Annotated in this window: 14 protein-coding genes; 6 read left to right on the top strand and 8 right to left on the bottom strand. The window is 72.8% G+C overall.

Going from position 1 to position 19,565, the window contains the following annotated elements; translation table 11 throughout:
• Positions 1-133 precede the first annotated feature (133 nt).
• The 8 genes from V6V16_RS19620 to V6V16_RS19585 all read right to left on the bottom strand — a co-directional run bounded on the left by V6V16_RS19620 (position 134) and on the right by V6V16_RS19585 (position 12,865).
• Positions 134-2,674, bottom strand: a complete 2,541-nt coding sequence (locus tag V6V16_RS19620; RefSeq protein ID WP_334564074.1) for a pectate lyase family protein — start codon at positions 2,672-2,674, stop codon at positions 134-136.
• Between the two features lie 121 nt (positions 2,675-2,795).
• Complete coding sequence (locus V6V16_RS19615) at positions 2,796-4,418, bottom strand: pectate lyase family protein (RefSeq protein ID WP_334564073.1); 1,623 nt, start codon at positions 4,416-4,418, stop codon at positions 2,796-2,798.
• A 112-nt stretch (positions 4,419-4,530) separates the two neighbouring features.
• Positions 4,531-5,922, bottom strand: a complete 1,392-nt coding sequence (locus V6V16_RS19610; RefSeq protein WP_334564071.1) for a pectate lyase family protein — start codon at positions 5,920-5,922, stop codon at positions 4,531-4,533.
• 184 nt (positions 5,923-6,106) lie between these two features.
• Positions 6,107-7,303 carry a Gfo/Idh/MocA family protein gene (locus tag V6V16_RS19605; RefSeq protein ID WP_334564069.1) on the bottom strand — a complete coding sequence of 399 codons (1,197 nt, stop codon included), beginning with the start codon at positions 7,301-7,303 and terminating at the stop codon, positions 6,107-6,109.
• Positions 7,300-8,790, bottom strand: coding sequence for a mannitol dehydrogenase family protein (locus V6V16_RS19600; protein ID WP_334564067.1), 1,491 nt, complete (start codon positions 8,788-8,790; stop codon positions 7,300-7,302). Before V6V16_RS19600 ends, V6V16_RS19605 begins: the two co-directional genes overlap by 4 nt.
• Positions 8,781-10,085: an enolase C-terminal domain-like protein gene (locus tag V6V16_RS19595; protein WP_334564065.1), complete on the bottom strand. Its 1,305-nt coding sequence runs from the start codon at positions 10,083-10,085 to the stop codon at positions 8,781-8,783. The genes V6V16_RS19600 and V6V16_RS19595 overlap by 10 nt, the downstream gene beginning before the upstream one ends.
• Complete coding sequence (gene uxaC, locus V6V16_RS19590) at positions 10,082-11,506, bottom strand: glucuronate isomerase (RefSeq protein WP_334564063.1); 1,425 nt, start codon at positions 11,504-11,506, stop codon at positions 10,082-10,084. The genes V6V16_RS19595 and uxaC overlap by 4 nt, the downstream gene beginning before the upstream one ends.
• A gap of 30 nt (positions 11,507-11,536) precedes the next feature.
• Entirely contained in the window at positions 11,537-12,865 is a 1,329-nt protein-coding gene (locus tag V6V16_RS19585; protein WP_334564061.1) for a Gfo/Idh/MocA family protein, read from the bottom strand.
• A gap of 238 nt (positions 12,866-13,103) precedes the next feature.
• Between V6V16_RS19585 and V6V16_RS19580 the strand changes: the two genes are divergently transcribed.
• From V6V16_RS19580 to V6V16_RS19555, 6 genes are all read left to right on the top strand, one after another.
• Positions 13,104-14,231, top strand: a complete 1,128-nt coding sequence (locus V6V16_RS19580; RefSeq protein WP_334564060.1) for a LacI family DNA-binding transcriptional regulator — start codon at positions 13,104-13,106, stop codon at positions 14,229-14,231.
• A 19-nt stretch (positions 14,232-14,250) separates the two neighbouring features.
• The gene (locus V6V16_RS19575; RefSeq protein ID WP_334564059.1) at positions 14,251-15,597 is read left to right on the top strand and encodes an ABC transporter substrate-binding protein; all 1,347 of its coding nucleotides are present in this window, start codon (positions 14,251-14,253) and stop codon (positions 15,595-15,597) included.
• Between the two features lie 29 nt (positions 15,598-15,626).
• Positions 15,627-16,610 (top strand): carbohydrate ABC transporter permease, encoded by a 984-nt coding sequence (locus tag V6V16_RS19570; protein WP_334564057.1) that lies wholly within the window; start codon positions 15,627-15,629, stop codon positions 16,608-16,610.
• Positions 16,611-16,744: 134 nt separating this feature from the next.
• Positions 16,745-17,506 (top strand): carbohydrate ABC transporter permease, encoded by a 762-nt coding sequence (locus V6V16_RS19565; RefSeq protein ID WP_334564129.1) that lies wholly within the window; start codon positions 16,745-16,747, stop codon positions 17,504-17,506.
• A complete protein-coding gene (locus tag V6V16_RS19560; RefSeq protein WP_334564056.1) occupies positions 17,503-18,141 on the top strand; it encodes a hypothetical protein in 639 nt (212 codons plus the stop codon). Before V6V16_RS19565 ends, V6V16_RS19560 begins: the two co-directional genes overlap by 4 nt.
• Positions 18,138-19,034 (top strand): PmoA family protein, encoded by an 897-nt coding sequence (locus V6V16_RS19555; RefSeq protein WP_334564053.1) that lies wholly within the window; start codon positions 18,138-18,140, stop codon positions 19,032-19,034. Before V6V16_RS19560 ends, V6V16_RS19555 begins: the two co-directional genes overlap by 4 nt.
• Positions 19,035-19,565: the final 531 nt, after the last annotated feature.

Here is a 19,565-nt window from a genome sequence, read left to right as displayed (position 1 = left end):
CCCCGGCGTGGTCCCCGGGCCCGCCGGGACGCCGGTCCGCCCGTCGCCGCGGGGCGGCCACGGGCGGTGGTGGCGGGTGCGCGCACGCCCCCGGGGGCGGCGGTCGACCCGACCACCGCCCCCGGGGGTCCGCTCAGGGGTTGATCCGACCGGCGCCGGCCCCGGCGGTCACGGCCGCCTTGACCCCGCTCGCGTCGTCGAGCCGGTACGGGTAGGGGATGGGTGCGACGTCCCCGGCGCTCTCCGGGGCGCCGGAGTTGGTGAAGATGTTGTTCCGCTGGACCAGGTCTCCCGGGTCGGACTCGGCGTAGCCGACTGCGGTGGGGCGGGTCACGTTCTCGAAGTGGTTGCCCTCGACCAGCACCCCGGCGCCCATGGTGGACGCCACGCCGTAGTCCGCGCCGAAGTAGTAGTTGTTGAACACGTGCACCGGGTCACCGAACCGGACCCGCGGGTGCCGCTCCCTGCTCCCGTCGAACCAGTTGTGGTGGTAGGTGACCCGCAGGTGGCCGATGTCGGCGGTGTGCCCGTCGTCGTGGCCGAGCAGCATGCTCTTGGTGTGGTTCGTGACCCGGTTCCAGGAGACGGTCACGAAGTCGGAGGCCCGCTTGACGTCCACCGCGCCGTCGTAGCCGCCGTCGAAGGTGTTGTGGTCGATCCAGACGTTGCGCGAGCCCTGCACGTTGATCGCGTCGTCGTCCCAGCCCCGGAAGGTGAGGTTGCGGACGATGACGTTGCTAGCGCCGCTGATGTTCAGCCCGTTGTCCAGCGTCGCGTTGCCCACGCCGAGCACGGTCTTGTTGCTGCGTACGTCGTTCATCGTGTCGGGCATGGTGAGCGCGCCCTGCACGCGGATGACCAGCGGTGCGGAGGACTCCAGCGCGTCGGCGAGCGCCTGGCCGTCGGAGACGGTGACGGTCTGGCCGCCGGCACCGCCGGTGGTGCCGCCGTTCTGGGTGGCCCAGCCGACGAGGTCCCCGGTGGGCGGGAGGGTCGGCGTCGGGTCCGGCGTGGCGGTCGGCGGCGCGGTGGTGCTCGGCGGCGGGGTCGGGCCGCCGGGCAGCCCGACCCGCCCGACGCCGGCCTGCGCGGTGACGACGGCCTTCGTGTCGCAGGCCGTGCCCACGGTGTACGCGTACGGCGGGTTGCTCACGCTGCCGCCGGTCTGCCCGGCGCCGGAGTTGACCAGGCAGTTGTTCCGGGCCACCAGCCGCCCGTCGCCCGAGGAGCCCTCCCCGAGGTGGTACGGGTCGTCGACGTTCTCGAAGTGGTTGCCCTCGACGATGACCCCGGCGTTCTCGGTCGACGCGACGCCGTAGTCGCCGGTGTCCAGGTAGTAGTTGTTGTAGACGTGTACCTGGTCGCCGAAGCGGACCCGTGGGTTGCGCTGGTTGGTGCTGTCGAAGAAGTTGTGGTGGTAGGTGACCTTCAGCCGGCCGGTGTCCTGGGCGGCGTTGCCGTCGTCGTGGCCGAGCAGCATGTTCTTGTCGGTGCCGTCGGCGTGGTTGTAGGAGATCGTCACGTACGACGAGCCGCGCTTGACGTCGACGCCGCCGTCCGCCCCGGTGGTCCAGGTGTTGTGGTCGATCCAGATGTGGTGGCTGAACATCTGCACGTTGATCGCGTCGTCCGCCCAGTTCCGGAAGTTCAGGTTCCGGATGATCACGTTGTGCACGGCGTTGGCCGGCGGAGCGGTGACCGCGTTGTCGATCGGCAGGCCGATGTTGAGGCCGCCGCCGGTGAACCCGGAGTTGGCGCCGAGACCGACGATCGTCTTGTCGGAGGCGACCTCGTGCATCGGGCCGGGCAGCGCGATCATGCCGTTCACCTGGATGATCTTCGGGCCGGCGGACGCCGCCTCGGCCACGAACTGGCTGGCCGTGGTGACGGTCACCGTCGGTCCGCCGGCACCGCCCGTGGTGCCGTTCTGGCCCCACGCGTCCACCGAGGCCCAACCGTCGGCCACGTTCGAGCCGGGGTTGCCGGGGTCGCCGGTCGGCGTGGGCGTCGGGCTGGTCGGCGTCGGCGTGGGGCCGGCGCCGCCCGAGTCGACCCGTACGTCGTCGAAGTCGGCGCTGGCGTAGAACGTCGCCACCCCGATCCGGCCGCTGGCGTACGCGGTGTCGGTCGCCTCGGTGCGCAGCGTGCCGTCGACGTAGCCCTTGAGCGAGCCGCCCACCACCTCCAGCCGCAGCGTGTAGGTCCTGCCGGCGGCGACCGGCACGGACGCGGTGTCCAGGGTGGTGGAGGAGCCGCCGCTCAGCCGCTTGAGCTCGACGGTGTTGTTGCTGCGCAGCGCCAGGTAGTAGTAGCTGGTGTTGCTCTGCGCCCGGGCGAGCAGGGCGACGAACCGGTTCGACCCGTTGAACGCGGTGGGCCGGACGGTGGCCTGGACCGAGTAGTCCGTCCAGCTCGACGTGCCCGCCAGTGCGCGGGCGTCGCTGCTGGTGCCGCTCTGGCGCAGTGCCCGCGCGCTGTCGCCGGTCACCGACCAGCTTCCGCCGGAGGCCGTCCAGCCGGACGAGTTGCCGTCGGAGAAGTCGTCGGAGAAGAGCGTGTCGGCGTGGGCCGTGGCGGCCATGCCGACGGCGAGGGTGACCGCGAAGAGCGCGGCCCCGATCGCGGTGAGGAACCCTCGGCGGTGCCTCCGCCGACGAGTGTCGGAGTGGTGCACGGGACCTCCCTGGTGGTGTCCAAATGATCGACGAGCATCGATCTCTGAGGGTGTGGTGCGCCGCGGTCCGCCGGGCCGGTGCCCGGCGCCGAACCGGGTCCGGCGGTCCGCGGGGGCGTGGTCAGTAGGGGAGTCGACCGGTGCCGGCGCCGGCCGTGACGACGGACTTCACGGTGGCCGGCTCGGTCAGGGTGTACGGGTAGAACGTGCGCGGTTCCTGGACGGTGCCGCCCGCGTCGCCGGGTTCGCTGGTGCCGGCGAGCACGTTGTCCCGGGCGATCATCCGACCCCGGTCCCCGGCGTAGCTGATCGACCAGGGCACCTCGACGTCCTCGAAGTAGTTGCCCTCCACCACGCAGCCGGAGTCGAGCTGGCAGGCGACCCCGACGTCGGTGTTGTAGACGAAGTAGTTGTTGAACACGTGCACCGGGTCGCCGTAGCGCACCCGCGGGTTGCGCTGCGGGGTGCGGTCGAACCAGTTGTGGTGGTAGGTGACCTTGAGATTGCCGACGTCCTGCGCGGCGTTGCGGTCGTCGTGCCCGAGCAGCATGTTCTTCGTGTGGTGGTGGGTGTGGTTCCAGGACACGGTGACGTAGCTGGAGCCGCGCTTGACGTCGATCAGCCCGTCGTAGCCGTACGCCAGGTCGTTGTGGTCGATCCAGACGTGGTGCGAGAACATCTGCACGTTGATCGCGTCGTCGACGGTGTTGCGGAAGTTCAGGTTCCGGATGATCACGTTGTGCACGGCGTTCGCCGGCGGGCTGGTGGCGTCGCTGACCGGCAGGCCGATGTTCAGCCCGCCGCCGGTGATGCCGGAGTTCGCGCCCACGCCGACGATGGTCTTGTCCGAGGTGACGTCGTGCATCGGGCCGGGCAGGGCGATCATCCCGTCGACCCGCACGGTCAGCGGGCCGGCCGTGCCGATCGCGGTGAGCAGCTCGGCGGCCGTGTCCACCGTGACGGTCGGGCCGCCGGCCCCGCCGGTGGTGCCGTTCTGGCCCAGCGCGTTCACCGAGGCGAATCCGATCGGCGGGGCGCCCGGGTCGATCGGCGGCCCGGTGGGTGGCAGGGTGGGCCCGCCGGTCGGGGTGCCGGTGGGCGGGGCGCCGGTCGCCGTGGAGACCTCGACGTCGTCGAAGGTGGCGCTGGCGTACGAGGTGGCCAGGCCGACCCGGCCGGCGGCGAACGTCGCGTCGGTGGCCTGCACCCGCAGCGTGCCGTCGACGTAGCCGCGCAGCGAGCTGCCGACCGCCTCCAGCCGCAGCGTCGCCCAGCTGCCCACGGCGAGCCCGGCGCTGGCGGAGCCGAGCGACACCGGGTCGCCGCCGGAGCGGCGGATCAGCTGCACGCCGCCGCCGGCGGTCACCACCAGCGCGTAGTAGCTGCTGCTGCTCTGTGCCCGGGCGATCACGCCGACGTGCCGGTTCGCGCCGCCGAAGCCGGTCGGCCGCACGCGGGCCTGCACCCCGTAATCGGTCCAGGTGCCCGCGCCGGCCAGGGCGCGCGCGTCGCTGCTGGTGCCGGACTGGCGATAGGCGTACGACCCGTCGGTCACCACCGACCAGCTGCCGCCGGAGCGGGACCACCCGTCGGCGGCGCCGTCGGAGAACGTGTCGGTGAACAGGGTGTCGGCCTGCGCCGACGAGGTGGTCACGAGCACCGTGCCGACGGCCAGGGCGGCGGCGGTGAGCGCCGCGCCGAGCAGCCTCGGCGCGCGCCGCCGGGAACGGGGTGTCCGGTTCATGGTGGACCTCCTGGTGGTGGGGTGGGCACCGGTGGGCCGCCGAGCTGAGCGCCGGGCGCGGCGGCCCACCGGCTCTCCGGCCGCCGCGTGGGACGACGCGGCGGCCGGTGTCCTACAGGGGCAGCCGGTCCGCGCCGGCCGTCAGCCCGACGACCGCGGGCACCGCGGGCGCCGGCAGCACCGGGCCGCGTCGCAGGGTCGGCGTCCAGCCGGCGTCCGGGGCCAGGTCGGGCTCGTGCGTCGCGTTGTACGCGGCCACCAGGTCGACCGGCCGGGGCCGCCCGTCGGCGGGATCCACCCAGTTGCCCCGGGTGGTGACGGCGGTGCCGCCCCAGTCGTAGAGCAGGTCGCCGGCGGCGACGCCGGCGCCGAGGCTGAAGAAGTTGTTCTCGGCGACCACGGCGGACTGCACCCCGACGCCGATCGCGTAGGCGAAGCCCTCGCCGGCCAGCCGGTAGTGGTTGTTCCACAGGTCGACCTGACCGAAGCGCACCCGGGGCAGCCGCTGGAGCACCCCGTCGAAGAGGTTGTGGTGCAGGCTGACCCGCAGCCGCCCGACGTCCGGGCCGACGGTGTTGGACGAGCCGATGAGCATCACCTTGTCCCGCCCGACGAACCGGTTGTGGGAGACGGTCACCAGGCTCGCGGTGTGCGTGACGTCCAGCGACCCGTCGTGCACCTGGTACGGGCGGCCCAGGTACACGGGCTGCGCGCTGTCCGGATTGTCGCCGTCGGTGAAGGTGTTGTGGTCGATCCAGACGTGCTCGCTGCGGCGCACCGAGATCTGGTCGTACTGGGAGTTCCAGTTGCCGGCGTCGCCGTCGGTGGGGGACCAGGCGGGGAAGCAGTCCCGGGCGTCGTCGAAGGTGAGGTTCCGCACGATCGTGTTGTGCGCGCCGTCGAGCATCAGCGTCAGGCCGGTCAGCCGGGCGCCGCGCAGGCCGACTAGCGTGGTGTTCGGGCCGACGTTGATCTGGGTCTGCCGGGTCTGGTTCGCCACCGAGCGCACCCGCGCCGCCTCCAGCGGCCCGCTCGGTGCGACCCGGCCCCAGACCGCCGGGTCGTACGCCGCGAGGTAGGCCGGCAGCGAGTACTCCGGGTCGGCGAGTTCGGCGCAGTCGCGCGGGGTCCCGTCGGGCCCCTCGAAGCCGTCGATCTCGCCGTGGACGTAGATGATCTTCGGGGTGGCGTTGCCCCGGTTCGTGGCGTTGTCGCCGCCGAGTGCCGCGACCAGCTCGGCCCGGCTGGAGACCACGCGCACCTGCTCCGTCGCCGCGGCCGCGCCGCCGGTGGTGCCGGCCCCCTCGGCCGCCCAGCCGTCACCGGTCGGCAGCGCCTGCCGGCCGAAGTGCCGGGCGGCCCAGGAGAGCCCGCCGTCGGTTGCCTCTGACTTGTCCGTACTTCCGGCGGGACCGCCGTGCGGGGCCGGGGCCGCCGTCACGCTCGCGGGTGTCGCCGCGAGCGTGACGGCGATCATCGCCGCGCCCGCTGCCTGCTTCCACATATGTCGGACCACCTGTTCGTCGCCTGCTCGATATCAGGCAACGGTAGGTTTCGCGATTTATGTGAGTCAATGACAATCGTGTGCAGAAGTGTTGCAAATGATCTGATCGGCCGGTATCGTCCCGACCGCACTCGGTCAGGTTGACGCGCTTATGTCCGATATGGACCCGCGCTAGGCGGGCGGCTCAGTTGCAGTGCGTTGCGGTTCCTCCCGCCCCCGTCAGGTCGGCGCGGTGCGGCGCCACCGCCCACGGCACCCCCAGCTCCGACAACAGCGCCCCCTCGTCGGCCGCCAGGCGCAGCAGCCGGTTGACCCCGCGCACGGTGAGTACCCGGTCGGCACCGGCACCGACGGCGGTGACGAGGTCCCCGCCGAGCGGCGTCGGCTCCGGCGCGGCCGTGACCGCGCCCAGCACCGCCGTGAACGGCGCCGTCCGGGCCAGCGGCGCGATCAGCGCGACCGCGGGGTCCTCCCGGTGGTCGAGGAGGTTCTCCAGCAGCCCGCGCCGACCCGGCACCTCGCGCGGCCCGGCGTCACCGGGCAGCAGCAGCCGGTCGGTGGGGTACTCCAGCACCGCGCGGCCGGCGGTGCCGGTCACCACGACCTCGCCGGCGACGAAGTCCTCGCCGGCGAGGGTCACCGCCGCCACGATCGGCGGCCCCGAGCGCGACGACACCCGCAGCGTCGCCGTGTCGTCGACCTCGATCGGCCGGACCCGGTAGCGCTCCACCTCGATGCGCACCGGTTCCACCGGCCCGCTCCCGGCCGCCTCGGCGACCGCCAGGCACTGCATGACCGCGTGCGCCAGGGGGTTGGCGAGGGCGCCGTCGAGCACCGGCCGGCCGTGCAGCGTCCGCCGCCCGGCCCACGGGGCCCGGGCGTAGTAGGCGTCGGAGCGCTGCCAGGCCGCCACCGTGGCGATGCGGGTGACGGCGCCGAGCCGGCCGGCCCGGACCGCGTCGGTCAGCTCCGTCAACGCCGCCGAGCCCAGTGCCTGGAAGCCCACCTGGCAGACCCGGCCCGTCGCGGCCAGGGCGGCGGCCAGCTCCCTGTGCTCGGCGGTGGAGAGCACCGGCGGCTTCTCCAGCAGCAGGTCGGCCCCCGCCGCGAGCACGTCCAGGGCGATCGGTAGGTGGGTGTGCGGCGGGGTGCAGACCACCACCACGTCCGGCCGGGCCGCGCGCAGCATCTCCCGGTGGTCGGCGTGCACCGCCGTGCCGTCCGGCACCGGCGCCGCCGGATCCTCCTCCAACGGGCGTACGTCGACCAGGGCGACCAGCCGCAGCCGCCCGGCGGCGTGCAGCGGGGCGATGACCCGCCGGTGCCAGCGGCCGTGCCCGTTCGCCCCGACGACGGCGACCCGCGGCACGCCGGCCGTCACCGGGCACCCGCCAGCGTCGCGACGACCCCGTGCCGCTCCAGGGCGGTCAACCAGCCGATCACGTCCGCGCGCACCTCCTCGTCCTCGGCCACCTCGGCGGGGAAGACCTCGCGCAGCGCGAACACCGCGTCGACCGCCCCGGCCGGGGTACGCGGGGCGGCGGCGAGCGCCGCGCGGATCTCCTCGGCGAGCGGATCGGCCAGCGGCAGGAGGCTGCCGTCGTCGGCGTGGCCCTGCGCGAAGCGCAGCCAGGCGGCCACCACCAGCGTGGCCCAGCGCGCCGACCGCCCCGCGGCCCGCAGGTCGGCGACGGTGTGCAGGACCCGCTGCGGCAGCTTCTGCGAGCCGTCCATGGCCACCTGGAGGGTGCGGTGGTGGATCGCCGGGTTGGCGAACCGGGTCAGCACCTCCTCGCCGTACGCCACGACCGAGACGCCCTCGGGCGGCGTGAAGCTGGCCGCCACGTCCTCGGCGACCAGCCGGCGCAGCACCGTGGTCAGGTGTGGCACGGTCAGGGCGTCGGCGATGGTCTCCTGGCCGGCGAGCGCGCCCAGGTACGCGGCGGCCGAGTGCACCCCGTTCAGGGCGCGCAGCTTCAGCCGCTCCCAGGGCCCGGCGTCGGCGGTGAGCACCGCCCCGGCCCGCTCCCAGGCCGGCCGTCCGCCCGGGAAGTCGTCCTCGACCACCCACTGCCGGTACGGCTCGGCGACCACGGCCGCCAGGTCGGCCACCCCGAGGGCCCGCTCGGCGTCGGCTAGGGTCTGGGCGGTGCTGGCCGGCACGATCCGGTCCACCATCGTGCCGGGGAAGCTGACGGACTCCCGCACCCAGTCGGCCAGCGGCTCCGGCACCCCCGCGTACGCCAACGACTGCTCGACCAGGCCGCGCAGCCGGCGGCCGTTGGCGGGCAGGTTGTCGCAGCTGACCAGGGCCAGCGGCGGCCCCTGCGCGGCGGCGCGGGCGAGCAGCCCGCGCAGCAGCAGGCCCGGCACGGTGAGCGGCGCCCGGTCGGTGCGCAGGTCGGTGGCGACCTCCGGGTCCGGTCGCAGCCGCCCGGTCACCGGGTCGAGCTGGTACGCCTTCTCCGTCACGGTGAGGGTCACCACCCGGATCGCCGGATCGGCCAGCAGGGCCACCACGGCGGCGGGGTCGCCGGCGGCGTGCCGGGTCCCCGCCAGGGCCCCGACCACCCGGGTGTGGCAGCCCTGCGCGCTGGTGGTGGTGACGCTGAACAGGTTGTCCTGCGCGGTCAGCGTCGTCACCACGTCGGGGTTGCGCGGGGCGACGCCGACGATGCCCCAGTCGCCTCCGGCCCGCGCGATCGCCTCCTCGGTGTAGACCGCCTGGTGGGCGCGGTGGAAGGCGCCCAGCCCGAGGTGGACGATCCCGGCCGGCACGCTGCCCGGGCGCAGCAGCGGTCGGCTGTCCGTCGGCAGCCGGCGCAGCGTCGCGAGACCGAGCCGGGCGGCACCCACGCTCACCGCCACACCGGGCCGTCCGGGAAGCGGTACTCGGCGATCGACTCCGGCCTCATCGTGGAGCTGTAACCGGGTGCCTCCGGCAGCAGGTAGCGCCCCTCGCGGGTGCGCACCGGGTCGACGAAGTGCTCGTGCAGGTGGTCGACGTACTCCACCATCCGGCCGTCGAGGCTGGTGCCGACCCGCAGGTAGTCGAAGACCGCCAGGTGCTGGACGTACTCGCACAGGCCCACGCCGCCGGAGTGCGGGCAGATCGGCACCCCGAACTTCGCCGCCATCACGATCTCGGCGAGGACCTCGTTGACGCCGCCGACCCGGCAGGCGTCGATCTGCATCACGCCGATCGCCTCGGCCTGGAGCAGCTGCTTGAAGATGACCCGGTTGGCGGCCACCTCCCCGGTGGCGACCCGGCACCGGCCGCCGGTCAGCCCGGTCACCGCCCGCGCGATCCGGGCGTGCCCGAGGATGTCGTCGGCGTGCGTCGGCTCCTCGATCCAGTACGGGTCCACCTCGGCCAGGGCGGTCATGTTGGTGATCGCCTCGTCGACGTCCCAGACCTGGTTGGCGTCCATCATCAGCAGCGCGTCCGGCCCGATCTCCGCCCGGATGATGCGTGCCCGCCGCAGGTCGTCGGCCGGCGGCCCGCCGACCTTCATCTTCATCGCCCGCCACCCGTCGGCGTACGCCTGCCGGGTCAGCGCCCGGACCTTGTCGTCGGGGTAGCCCAGCCAGCCCACCGAGGTGGTGTACGAGGGGAACCCGTCGCGCTCCAGCTCGGCGCGGCGCTCGTCCAGCCCGACCAGCCCCTTGTCGAGGATGGCCGCCGCCTCGTCCGGGGTGATGGCGTCGGTGATGTGGTGGAAGTCGATGCTGGCCACCAGCTCCTCGGTGGGCAGCTCGGCGAGCAGCTGCCACATCGGCTTGCCGGCCAGCTTGGCCCGCAGGTCCCAGACCGCGTTGACCAGCGCGCCGGTGGCCATGTGGATGACCCCCTTCTCCGGGCCCAGCCAGCGCAGCTGCACGTCGGCGCTGAGCGAGCGCCAGAACGCCACGGGGTCGGCGAAGATCTCCTCGACGCTGCGGCCGGTCACGTGGTGGGCGAGGGCCCGGATCGCCGCGCAGGTCAGCTCGTTGCCCCGCCCGTTGGTGAAGGTGAACCCGGCCCCGGTGACGCCGGCGTCGGTACGCAGCTCCACGTAGCTGGCCGAGTAGTCGCCCCGGTTGATCGCGTCCGAGCCGTCGCCGGCGGCGGCGGTCGGGAACCGCACGTCGTGCACGTCGACGTCGGTGACGGTGACACTCACAGGACATTCTCTCCGATCTTGAAGACCTTCTTCGGCAGCCGGTACGCCAGGTCGACGATGGTCTCGGCCGCCTCGTCCTCGTCGAGGCGGTGCTCGGTGACCAGCCGGGCCAGGTAGGCGGCGTCGACCCGGCGGGCCACGTCGTGGCGTACCGGGATGGAGCAGAACGCGCGGGTGTCGTCGACGAACCCGGCGGTGTTGTAGAAGCCCGCGGACTCGGTGACCGACTCGCGGAAGCGGCGCAGCACCTCCGGCGAGTCCAGGAACCACCAGGGCGCCCCGAGGTACAGCGCGGCGTACCCGCCGGCCAGGGGGGCGAGTTCGCGGGAGAAGGTGTACTCGTCGAGGGTGTAGAGCACCACCCGCAGCCGAGGGTCGTTGCCGTACGCGTCCAGCAGCGGGGTCAGCGCGTGCAGGTACTCGGTGGCCTGCGGCAGGTCGCCGCCGACGTCGCGGCCGTGCCGCGCGTACAGCCAGCGGTTGTGGTTGCGCACCGAGCCGGGGTGCAGCTGCATGACGAGGCCGTCGTCCAGTGACATCCGGGCGAACTCCAGCAGCATGTGCGCCCGGAAGGTCTCCGCGTCGGCCGCGTCGGCGAGCCCCCGCAGCCCCCGGTCGTAGAGGCGGGCCGCCTCGTCCGCGCCCAGCGCGAGGGTGCGGGCGGTGGGGTGGCCGTGGTCGGAGCAGGTGGCGCCGGCCGCGATGAAGGCCGCCCGCCGCTGGCGCAGCGCCGCCAGGTAGCCGGCGTACGTGCCGGTGTCCTCGCCGGTGATCTCGCCCAGCCGCGCGACGTTGCCGGCCCAGCCGTCGAACTCCATGTCGACCACGTTGTCGGGGCGGAACGTGGTGATCACCCGGCCGCCCGGCCCGCCCCAGCCGTCGGCGGCCAGCTTGGCGTGCTGCCCGAGGTCGTCCAGGGGCGACTCGGTGGTGGCGAGCACCTCGATGCCGAAGCGCTCGAAGAGCGCCCGGGGCCGGAACTCCGGCTCGGCGAGGCGGGCCGCGAGCTCGTCGTAGACGGCGTCGGCGGTGGCCGGCGAGAGCGGGACGCGCACCCCGAACACCTCCCGGAAGGTCTGCTCCAGCCAGAGCCGGGAGGGGGTGCCCCGGAACAGGTGCCAGTGCGCGGCGAAGCGCCGCCAGATGGTGCGCCCGTCGGCCTCGGTCGGGCTGCCGTCGACGGTCGGCACGCCCAGCTCGGCCGGGGGGACGCCCTGGCTCAACAGCATCCGGGTGAGGTAGTGGTCGGGCACGATGAGCAGCTGTGCCGGGTCGGGGAACGGGCGGTCCTCGGCCAGGATCGCCGGGTCGACGTGTCCGTGCGGGGAGATGATCGGCTGGGGCGCGGCCAGCGCGTACAACCGGCGGGCCACCGCGCGCTGCGCGGGGTCGGCGGGGAAGAGCAGGTCGGTCGTGGGCACGGAAGGGGCTCCTCGGGAGGGATTCGCGGCTCAGGGGAGGTCGAGCAGGTCGGCGACCCGGACCGGGGCGCCGGTGGTGAAGGACCGGTTCGCGGCCAGCCCGGTGAGCAGGGCGAGCGCGCCGTCGCGGGCGGTCGCCGCCCGCCCCATCGGGTCCGGCTCGCCTCCGATCAGCACCCGCGCCATCCGGGCGTCGGCGCCCCCGTGCCCGGAGCGGGTGTGCCCCGAGACGGGCACCACCTGCGGCGGCGCCCAGAACGGCCGCAGCGTCAGGGTGGCGGAGCCGGCCTCGACGGCCGCCTCGTCGCCGTGCAGCGCCGCGCCCTTGAGGGCGCCGGCCGACGCCGGGCTGACGTGGTCGCTCTCCACGACCTCCAGCTCCAGCCGGCCCCGGCTGCCGTTGACCATCACCCGGTAGCCCTCGTAGGGGGCGTACGCGGTGAGGTGGTACGTCATCGTCGCGCCCGTGGAGTAGCGGGCCAGCACCGACATGTCGTCCTCGATGCTCACCCCCGGGGCGAAGACGTTGCGGTCGCGCTGGTAGCCGTCCTCGGTCTCGGCGTCGAGATAGAGCTCGCGCAGCTTCGGGTGCGCGTCGAGGCGCAGGGCGAACGGGTCGTCGGCGGCGGCGGGGGAGCCGTACGCCCGCTCGTAGTCGCGGGCGTAGCCGTGCCGGCGGCCGGCCTCGCCGTAGAAGAAGAGCCGACCGGCGGCGTACACCTCGACGGGGGCGGCGTCCAGCCACCAGTTGACCAGGTCGAAGTGGTGGCCGGCCTTGTGCACCATCAGGCCGCCGGAGTGCGCCTTGTCGCGGTGCCAGCGGCGGAAGTAGTCCGCGCCGTGCCGCACGTCGAGCAGCCACTCGAAGTGCACCGAGCCCACCTCGCCGATCGCGCCGTCGGCGAGCAGCTCGCGCAGCTTCTCGTGCAGCGGGTTGTAGCGGTAGTTGAAGGCCACCCGCACCTGCCGGCCGGTGTCGGCGACGGCGGCGAGGATCTGCCGGCAGCCGTCCGCGTCCACGGTCATCGGCTTCTCGGTGATCACGTCGCAGCCGGCCCGCAACGCGGTGTCGATGTGCGCGGCGTGGGTGTCGTCCACGCTCGTCACCACCAGCACGTCCACGCGTTCCTTGCGGAGCGTCGCGGCCAGCTCGTCGGCCCGGTACGTCGGCACGGGCGGGTGGCCCGACTCGCCGAGCCACCGGTTGTGGGCGTCCATGCGGGCCTGGTTGACGTCGGCGAACGCGACGAGTTCGGCGGTGTCGGCGTGGTCACGCACCAGCGCCCGCACGAACATCTCGGCCCGGGACCCGGTGCCCACCAGGGCGTGGCGGATCCGCTCGCCGGTTCTGGACGACATGGCGACCGCCTCCCGATTGCTGCAAAGGTTTGCAGCGAAATAACCACGACCTGAGCGGCGGCGTCAACGATCGATGCCAAACCGGCGGCATAGATCCGATTTGATGGGGGTTTGGTTGCATGGTGGGAGCGCAGCCGAAACTTAGCTGTAACCCTCGCCCGTTGACACCGGCACAACCGTTTGCATTAATTGGCGACACCTGACGTGACCCCAGCCACACTGGACGAAGGGCCCCGCCGTGCCAGCCACCATCCGAGACGTCGCCCGGGCCTCCGGCGTGCACATCTCCACGGTCTCCCGCACGTTCTCGGCCCCGCACCTGGTCAACCCGGAGACCCGGGGCCGGGTGCTGGCCTGTGCCGAGGAACTCGGCTACCGGCCCAACCGCGCCGCCCGCGCTCTGATCACCGGCCGCACGCACAACGTGGGGCTGATCATCGCGGACATCGCGAACCCGTTCTTCCCGCCGCTGATCAAGGCGGCGGAGAGCCAGGCCCGCCAGCGTGACTACCACGTCTTCGTGGCCGACACGAACGAGGACCCGATCGCCGAGGAGGAGCTGGTCCACGCCCTGGCGAAGCAGGTGGACGGGGTACTGCTGTGCAGCCCCCGGATGAGCAACAGCATGATCGAGCAGCTCAGCCGCGAGGTGCCGCTGGTGGTGATAAACCGTCAGGTCGCCGGGCTGCCGTGCGTCACCATGGACGTCGGCCAGGGCGCCCGGTCGGCGATCGAGCACCTGCTCGGCCTCGGCCACCGGCGGATCGCGCTGCTCAGCGGGCCGCGCGGCTCGTGGACCAGCCGGGAGATCCGCCGGGCGGCCGGCGTCGCGGCGCGGGCCGGCGGCGCGGAGTTCACCGTGCTCGGGCCCAACCAGCCCACCGAGACGGGCGGCATGGCCCTCGCCGAGCAGGTCCGCCGCGGCGAGGCCACCGCGGTCCTGGCCTACAACGACCTGATGGCGATCGGCCTGATCGAGGGGCTCGACGCCGTCGGACTGCGCGTCCCGCAGGACGTGAGCGTCGTCGGCATCGACGACATCGCCCTCAGCCGGCTCACCCGGCCCAAGTTGACGACGGTGGCCACGCCCAACGCGGCCGCCGGCCGGACGGCCGTCGACATGCTCCTGCAACACGACACCGTCGCCGCCCGCGGCTCACGCGGCGGTCGGGGTGTCACGAGCGACGACCGTCGTACCACCGCACAGGTAATGCTCCAGACCGAACTGGTCATCCGCGACTCGACCGCCGCCGCGCCGGCTGACGGTCGGAACCGCCTCGACGCCGAGTTGGTCACCCCGGGCCCGCATCGCCTTGCGGGCCCGGGTCGCCCGACCGCGGCCACCGGTGGCGTCGTCGCCTCCTAACGCCAAGGAGTGAGCGCACATGCACCCCGCAACGCCCCCCACCACTGGCACGTACGCCGTGCCCGTTCACCGTACCCCCGTCCGCCGACGGCGGCTGTTCCGCGGCCTGATCGCCGCGGTCGTCGCCCTGCCCCTGGTCCTCGGTGCCGCCGGCTGCGGCGACGACGAGGCCAGCACCGACCCCAACGCGCCGATCAAGCTCTCGATCTTCTGGTGGGGCGGTGACGCCCGCAACAAGCTGACCGAGGAGGCCCTCGCCCTTTACACGAAGAAGCACCCGAACGTCACGTTCGACAAGACCTGGCAGGCCAACCAGGGCTACTTCGACAAGCTGGCCACCCTCACCGCCGGCGGCAACCCGCCGGACCTCTTCCAGATCGACGACAACTACCTGGCCGAGTACGCCGCCCGCAGCACCACCCTCGACCTGACGTCCCACAAGGACGCCGGCGATCTCGACGTGTCGAAGTTCCCGAAGAGCCTCTGGCAGTACGGCGTGGTCGACGGCAAGCTCGCCGGCGTCGCGGCGGGGGAGAACACCCAGGGCCTGGTCTACAACAAGACGCTGCTGACGAAGAACGGCCTGCCGGAGCCAACCACCGGCATGACCTGGGAGGAGCACATCGCCTGGGCCGAGCAGGTCGCGAAGAAGACCAAGGTGCCCGGCACCCAGGACCCGAGCGCCGACTACAAGGCGTTCTGGGTGTGGCTGCGTCAGCAGGGCAAGGACCTCTACAAGGGCAAGGAACTCGGCTTCACCGCCGAGGACGTGACGAAGTGGTTCGACCTGTGGAAGGGTGCCCGGGACCGGGGCGCGACCCCGACCCCCGACGTCATCCACGAGGGCAACGCCACCGACATCACCAAGCAGCTCGTGGTCACCGGCAAGGCCGGCACCAGCTGGGTCTGGGTCAACCAGATGCCGGAGCTGAAGAAGAACACCAAGGACGAGCTGGGCGTCGTCGCCTACCCCGGCGACCCGAGCGCCCAGTGGGCCCGCGCCTCCATGTACTGGTCCGTCTCCAGGGGCAGCAAGCACAAGGACGTCGCGGTCGACGTGATCAACTTCCTGGTCAACGACCCCGAGGCGGTCAAGGTCCTCGGCACCGACCGGGGCCTGCCCTCCAACCTGGACCTGCGGCGCGTGGTCAGCGACGACGTCACCGACCCGGCGATGAAGCAGTCGATCCAGGTCGAGTCCGACCTGGCCGAGAAGTTCGGCGAGGCGCCGCAGGTTCCGCTCAAGGGCCACAGCAAGGTGCGCGCCGAGCTGATCAAGGCCGCCGAGAACGCCCAGTACGGCCGGATCAGCTCCGCCCAGGCGGCGGAGCAGTTCATCACCGCCTGCAAGTCCGCCATCGCCTGACCTGAGACGCTACGGAGAGGAACCGGCTCGTGGCCCTGACCACGGCGCCCGGCCCGACCCGACGTCGTACCGGATCCGTCCCGACCCCCGCCGGCAGGCGCGGGGTCGGGCGGGACCGGCACGGGGACGGTCTGGCCGGCTACGTCTTCCTGTCGCCCTGGCTGCTCGGCCTGCTGGCCGTCACGGCGATACCCATGCTCCTGTCGCTCTACCTGAGCTTCACCAACTACGACATCCTCACCCCCTTCTCCGAGGTGGAGTGGGTCGGGTTCGCCAACTACGAGCGGATGTTCACCGCCGACCCGTCGTACTGGCACTCGGTGCGGGTGACGCTCACCTTCGCCCTGGTCGCCGTGCCGCTGAAGCTGGCGGCCGCGCTCGGGGTGGCCCTGCTGCTCAACCGGGCCTGGCGCGGCGTCGGGCTGTTCCGCGGCCTGTTCTACCTGCCGTCGCTGCTCGGCGGCAGCGTCGCGCTGGCCATCGTCTGGGTGAACATGTTCAACCGCGAGGGCGCGTTCAACTCGCTGCTGAGCGTCTTCGGCATCCAGGGCAAGCCGTGGGTCAACGACCCCGACTGGGCGCTGGAGACCCTGATGGTGCTCGCCATCTGGCAGTTCGGCGCGCCCATGGTGATCTTCCTGGCCGGCCTCAAGCAGGTGCCCACCGAGCTCTACGAGGCCGCCTCGGTCGACGGCGCCGGCAAGTGGCGGCAGTTCGTCGCCGTCACCCTGCCGATGCTCTCACCGGTGATCTTCTTCAACCTGGTGCTCGAGACCATCAACGGCTTCCAGGGCTTCACCGCCGCGTTCGTGCTCAGCAACGGCACCGGCGGCCCGGTCGACTCCACCCTGATGTACACGCTGAACCTCTACATCACCGGCTTCACCGACCTGGAGATGGGCTACGCCTCCGCGATGGCCTGGGTCTTCCTGGTCGCCATCGCGATCATCACAGCGATCTTCTTCAGCACCGGGCGGTTCTGGGTGCACTACTCCGACGGGGAGGACCGGTGACGGCGACGGCAACCCCGGTGGCGCCGGCGGCGACCGGGCCGCGCGGCCCGCGCCGCGCCAGCGGCGGCGGACAGGCCCTGCGCCTGCTCATCCTGATCGCGATCGTCGCGGTCGTGCTCTACCCGCTCTTCTGGATGATCGGTACGTCCCTGAAGAGCCAGGAGGAGATCGTCAACAACATCGGCCTGCTGCCGGAAGAGTTCACCCCGGGCAACTACGCCGACGGGTGGACGAACTTCGACTTCAGCTTCGGCCGGTTCTTCCTCAACAGCGCGATGGTCAGCCTGCTGACCGTGATCGGCAACGGCATCTCCTGCCTGCTCGCCGCGTACGCCTTCGCCCGGCTGCGGTTCCGGCTGCGGGGCGTCTGGTTCGCCGTGATGATCGGGACCCTGCTGCTCCCCGGCCACGTGCTGATCGTGCCGCAGTACATCCTGTTCCGCAGCCTCGGCCTGGTGGGCGGCGAGTGGCCGTACCTGCCGCTGCTGATCCCGCAGTTCCTCGCCACCGAGGCGTTCTTCGTCTTCCTGATGGTGCAGTTCATGCGCGGCATCCCGAAGGAACTCGACGAGGCCGCCAAGATCGACGGGGCGAACGCGTTCGGGATCTTCCGGCACGTGATCCTGCCGCTGAGCCGCCCGGCGCTCGTCACCACGGCGATCTTCTCGTTCATCTGGACCTGGAACGACTTCTTCCGCCAGCTCGTCTTCCTCTCCGACCTGGGGGACTACACGGTGCCGGTGGCGTTGACCCTGTTCATCGACTCGACGAGCCAGAGCGCCGTCGGCCCCATGTTCGCCATGTCGGTGCTGTCGCTGCTTCCGGTGTTCCTGTTCTTCGTGGCCTTCCAGCGGATGCTGGTGGAGGGCATCAACACCAGCGGGCTCAAGGGATGAGGCCGCACCGGGACGACGGTCCGGAGCGCGACGACGGGCCCGCCCGCCGCGACTGGCGGGACGTGCTCACCGACGCCACGGACCTGGCGGTCCTCGGCATCGCCCTGACGCTGGCGGCGCTGCCGGTGGTCACCGCGGCCGCCGCCGTGGCCACCGCCAGCGCGGCGGTGCACCAGCGGTACACCGTCGGGTCGTGGCCCCCGGCCCGGGAGAACCTGACCCGGTACGGCCGGGCTCTGCTGCCCGGCGCGGGGGTGAGCGTGCTGGCCGTCGCGGCCCTCGGCCTGCTGGCGGTGGACGTCGCCGCGCTGGCCGGCGGCCGGGTTCCCGGTGGGGCGCCGCTGCTGCTGGCCACGGTCGTGGTCGCGGCCGCCCTGGCCGGGTACGCGGCGCTGGCGGTGGTACAGGTCGGCCGCGGCGGCGGACGCGGCTGGCGGGAGGCCGCCCGCGCCGCCGCCGAGGTCTGCCGGGCCCGGCCGGGCACCTGGGCCGCGGCCGGCGGGGTCAGCGCGGTCGCCGCGCTGCTCGCCGTGCTGGTCACCCCCGTCGTGGTGCCCATCCTCGCCGGTTACCTCGTCGCCGCCCTGCACGCGGTCGCCCGCCGCGCCGGGCTCGCCCCGGTGGGCCAGTCGTGACCGGCAGGGGCGGCCCGGCCGCGCACGAGCGGGACGGTCCTGCCGGGACCGAGGACGACCGGCAGCTCAGCGTCGACGACGTGCCGGTGGCGCGGTACGTCGTCGACCCGGCGATCGACCCGCGACACGGTCCCCGCCCGTACCTGCACCCGGTGCGCACCCTCGGCGGGACGGTGGTCACCGACGCGTTCCCCGCCGATCACGTCTGGCACCTCGGCGCGTCCCTGGCCGTGCAGGACGTCGACGGCACCAACCTCTGGGGCGGGCGGACGTACGTGCGCGACGCCGGCTACACCTGGCGCGACGACCACGGCCGGATCGCGCACACCGGGTGGGAGACCCGCGAACCGCAGCGGCTGGCGCACCGGCTCCAGTGGCGTGACCGGGACGGCGGGGTGCTGCTCACCGAGCGACGCGAGTTGGTTGCCCGGCGGGTCGGCGGGCGGGCGTGGGCCCTGGACGTGGCGTACACGCTGACGGCCCCCGCCGACCGGGACGTCGCCCTGGGTAGCCCGGCCACCAACGGGCGCCCGGGTGGCGCCGGCTACGGCGGATTCTTCTGGCGGGCGGTCAGCGCGACGCCCGCGTGGGTGCGCACCGCCACCGCGGAGGGGGAGGAGGCCGTCAACGGCAGCGCCGATCCCTGGCTGGCCTTCGGCGGCACGGGGCCGGACGGCGCGCCGTACACCCTGGTGCTGGCGGGGCTCGCGCAGGGCGACCGGTGGTTCGTCCGGACCGCGATGTACCCGGGGGTCTGCGCGGCGTTCGCCTTCGACCGGCCCAGGGTGATCGCGGCGGGAACGAGCCGGGCCGGACGCCACCTGGTGGTGGTCGCGGACGGGACGCTGGACGGGGCGGCAGCCGCCGCCCTGGCCGCCGGCGAGTCGGTGTGACGGCACCGCCGCCCCCCGACTTGACGATCTTGCCGGGCGGGCGTAGCTTTCTCCGTGTCAGCGCGGAACGGACGAGACGGGGCAACGCTCCGACAGGCCGGGCGCGGGAGACGAGTTCCAGGTACGGTGGTGGTACACATCGGTCCTGGACCGGGCGGTGCCCCGGATCCGCCGCGAGGCGGATTTGGCGAGGCGGAACCGACCGGGTAAGGTTCACGGCCGGCAGGAAACCGGGCGAGCTCGCGGGAGACCGCGGAGCGGCCGGTCTGCCGAATCTCCGAAGAACGTCGGCGAGAGCCGACTTTGTCGGGGTGCCCGCGAATCGGGTGAAGTGGTGTGGATCGCTGCAGAGCGGTTTGACACGGCGGAAACCGGTGGGTAACGTTGTAGAAGTGCCTGGCGCGAGAGCGGCGGGTGTGGTGATTGAAATGCCCCGGGTCGGGGGCTCCACGGTGTGGGGTTTCCGGGCGGTGTGTGGTTGTTCTTTGAGAACTCAACAGGGTGCTTGATAAGCCAGTGCCAAATTGATTT

It is taken from the genome of Micromonospora sp. CPCC 205561, assembly GCF_036906775.1.
GTDB lineage: Bacteria > Actinomycetota > Actinomycetes > Mycobacteriales > Micromonosporaceae > Micromonospora.
The sequence above is the reverse complement of the archived record's forward strand: the minus strand, read 5'-3'. Positions and strand labels throughout refer to the sequence as shown.

Excerpts from the sequence above, each read along its gene's own strand:
- V6V16_RS19615 (WP_334564073.1), bottom strand. The coding sequence starts at position 4,418 with ATGAACCGGACACCCCGTTCCCGGCGGCGCGCGCCGAGGCTGCTCGGC.
- V6V16_RS19610 (WP_334564071.1), bottom strand. The coding sequence starts at position 5,922 with ATGTGGAAGCAGGCAGCGGGCGCGGCGATGATCGCCGTCACGCTCGCG.
- V6V16_RS19585 (WP_334564061.1), bottom strand. The coding sequence starts at position 12,865 with ATGTCGTCCAGAACCGGCGAGCGGATCCGCCACGCCCTGGTGGGCACC.
- V6V16_RS19575 (WP_334564059.1), top strand. The coding sequence starts at position 14,251 with ATGCACCCCGCAACGCCCCCCACCACTGGCACGTACGCCGTGCCCGTT.
- V6V16_RS19565 (WP_334564129.1), top strand. The coding sequence starts at position 16,745 with ATGATCGGTACGTCCCTGAAGAGCCAGGAGGAGATCGTCAACAACATC.
- V6V16_RS19560 (WP_334564056.1), top strand. The coding sequence starts at position 17,503 with ATGAGGCCGCACCGGGACGACGGTCCGGAGCGCGACGACGGGCCCGCC.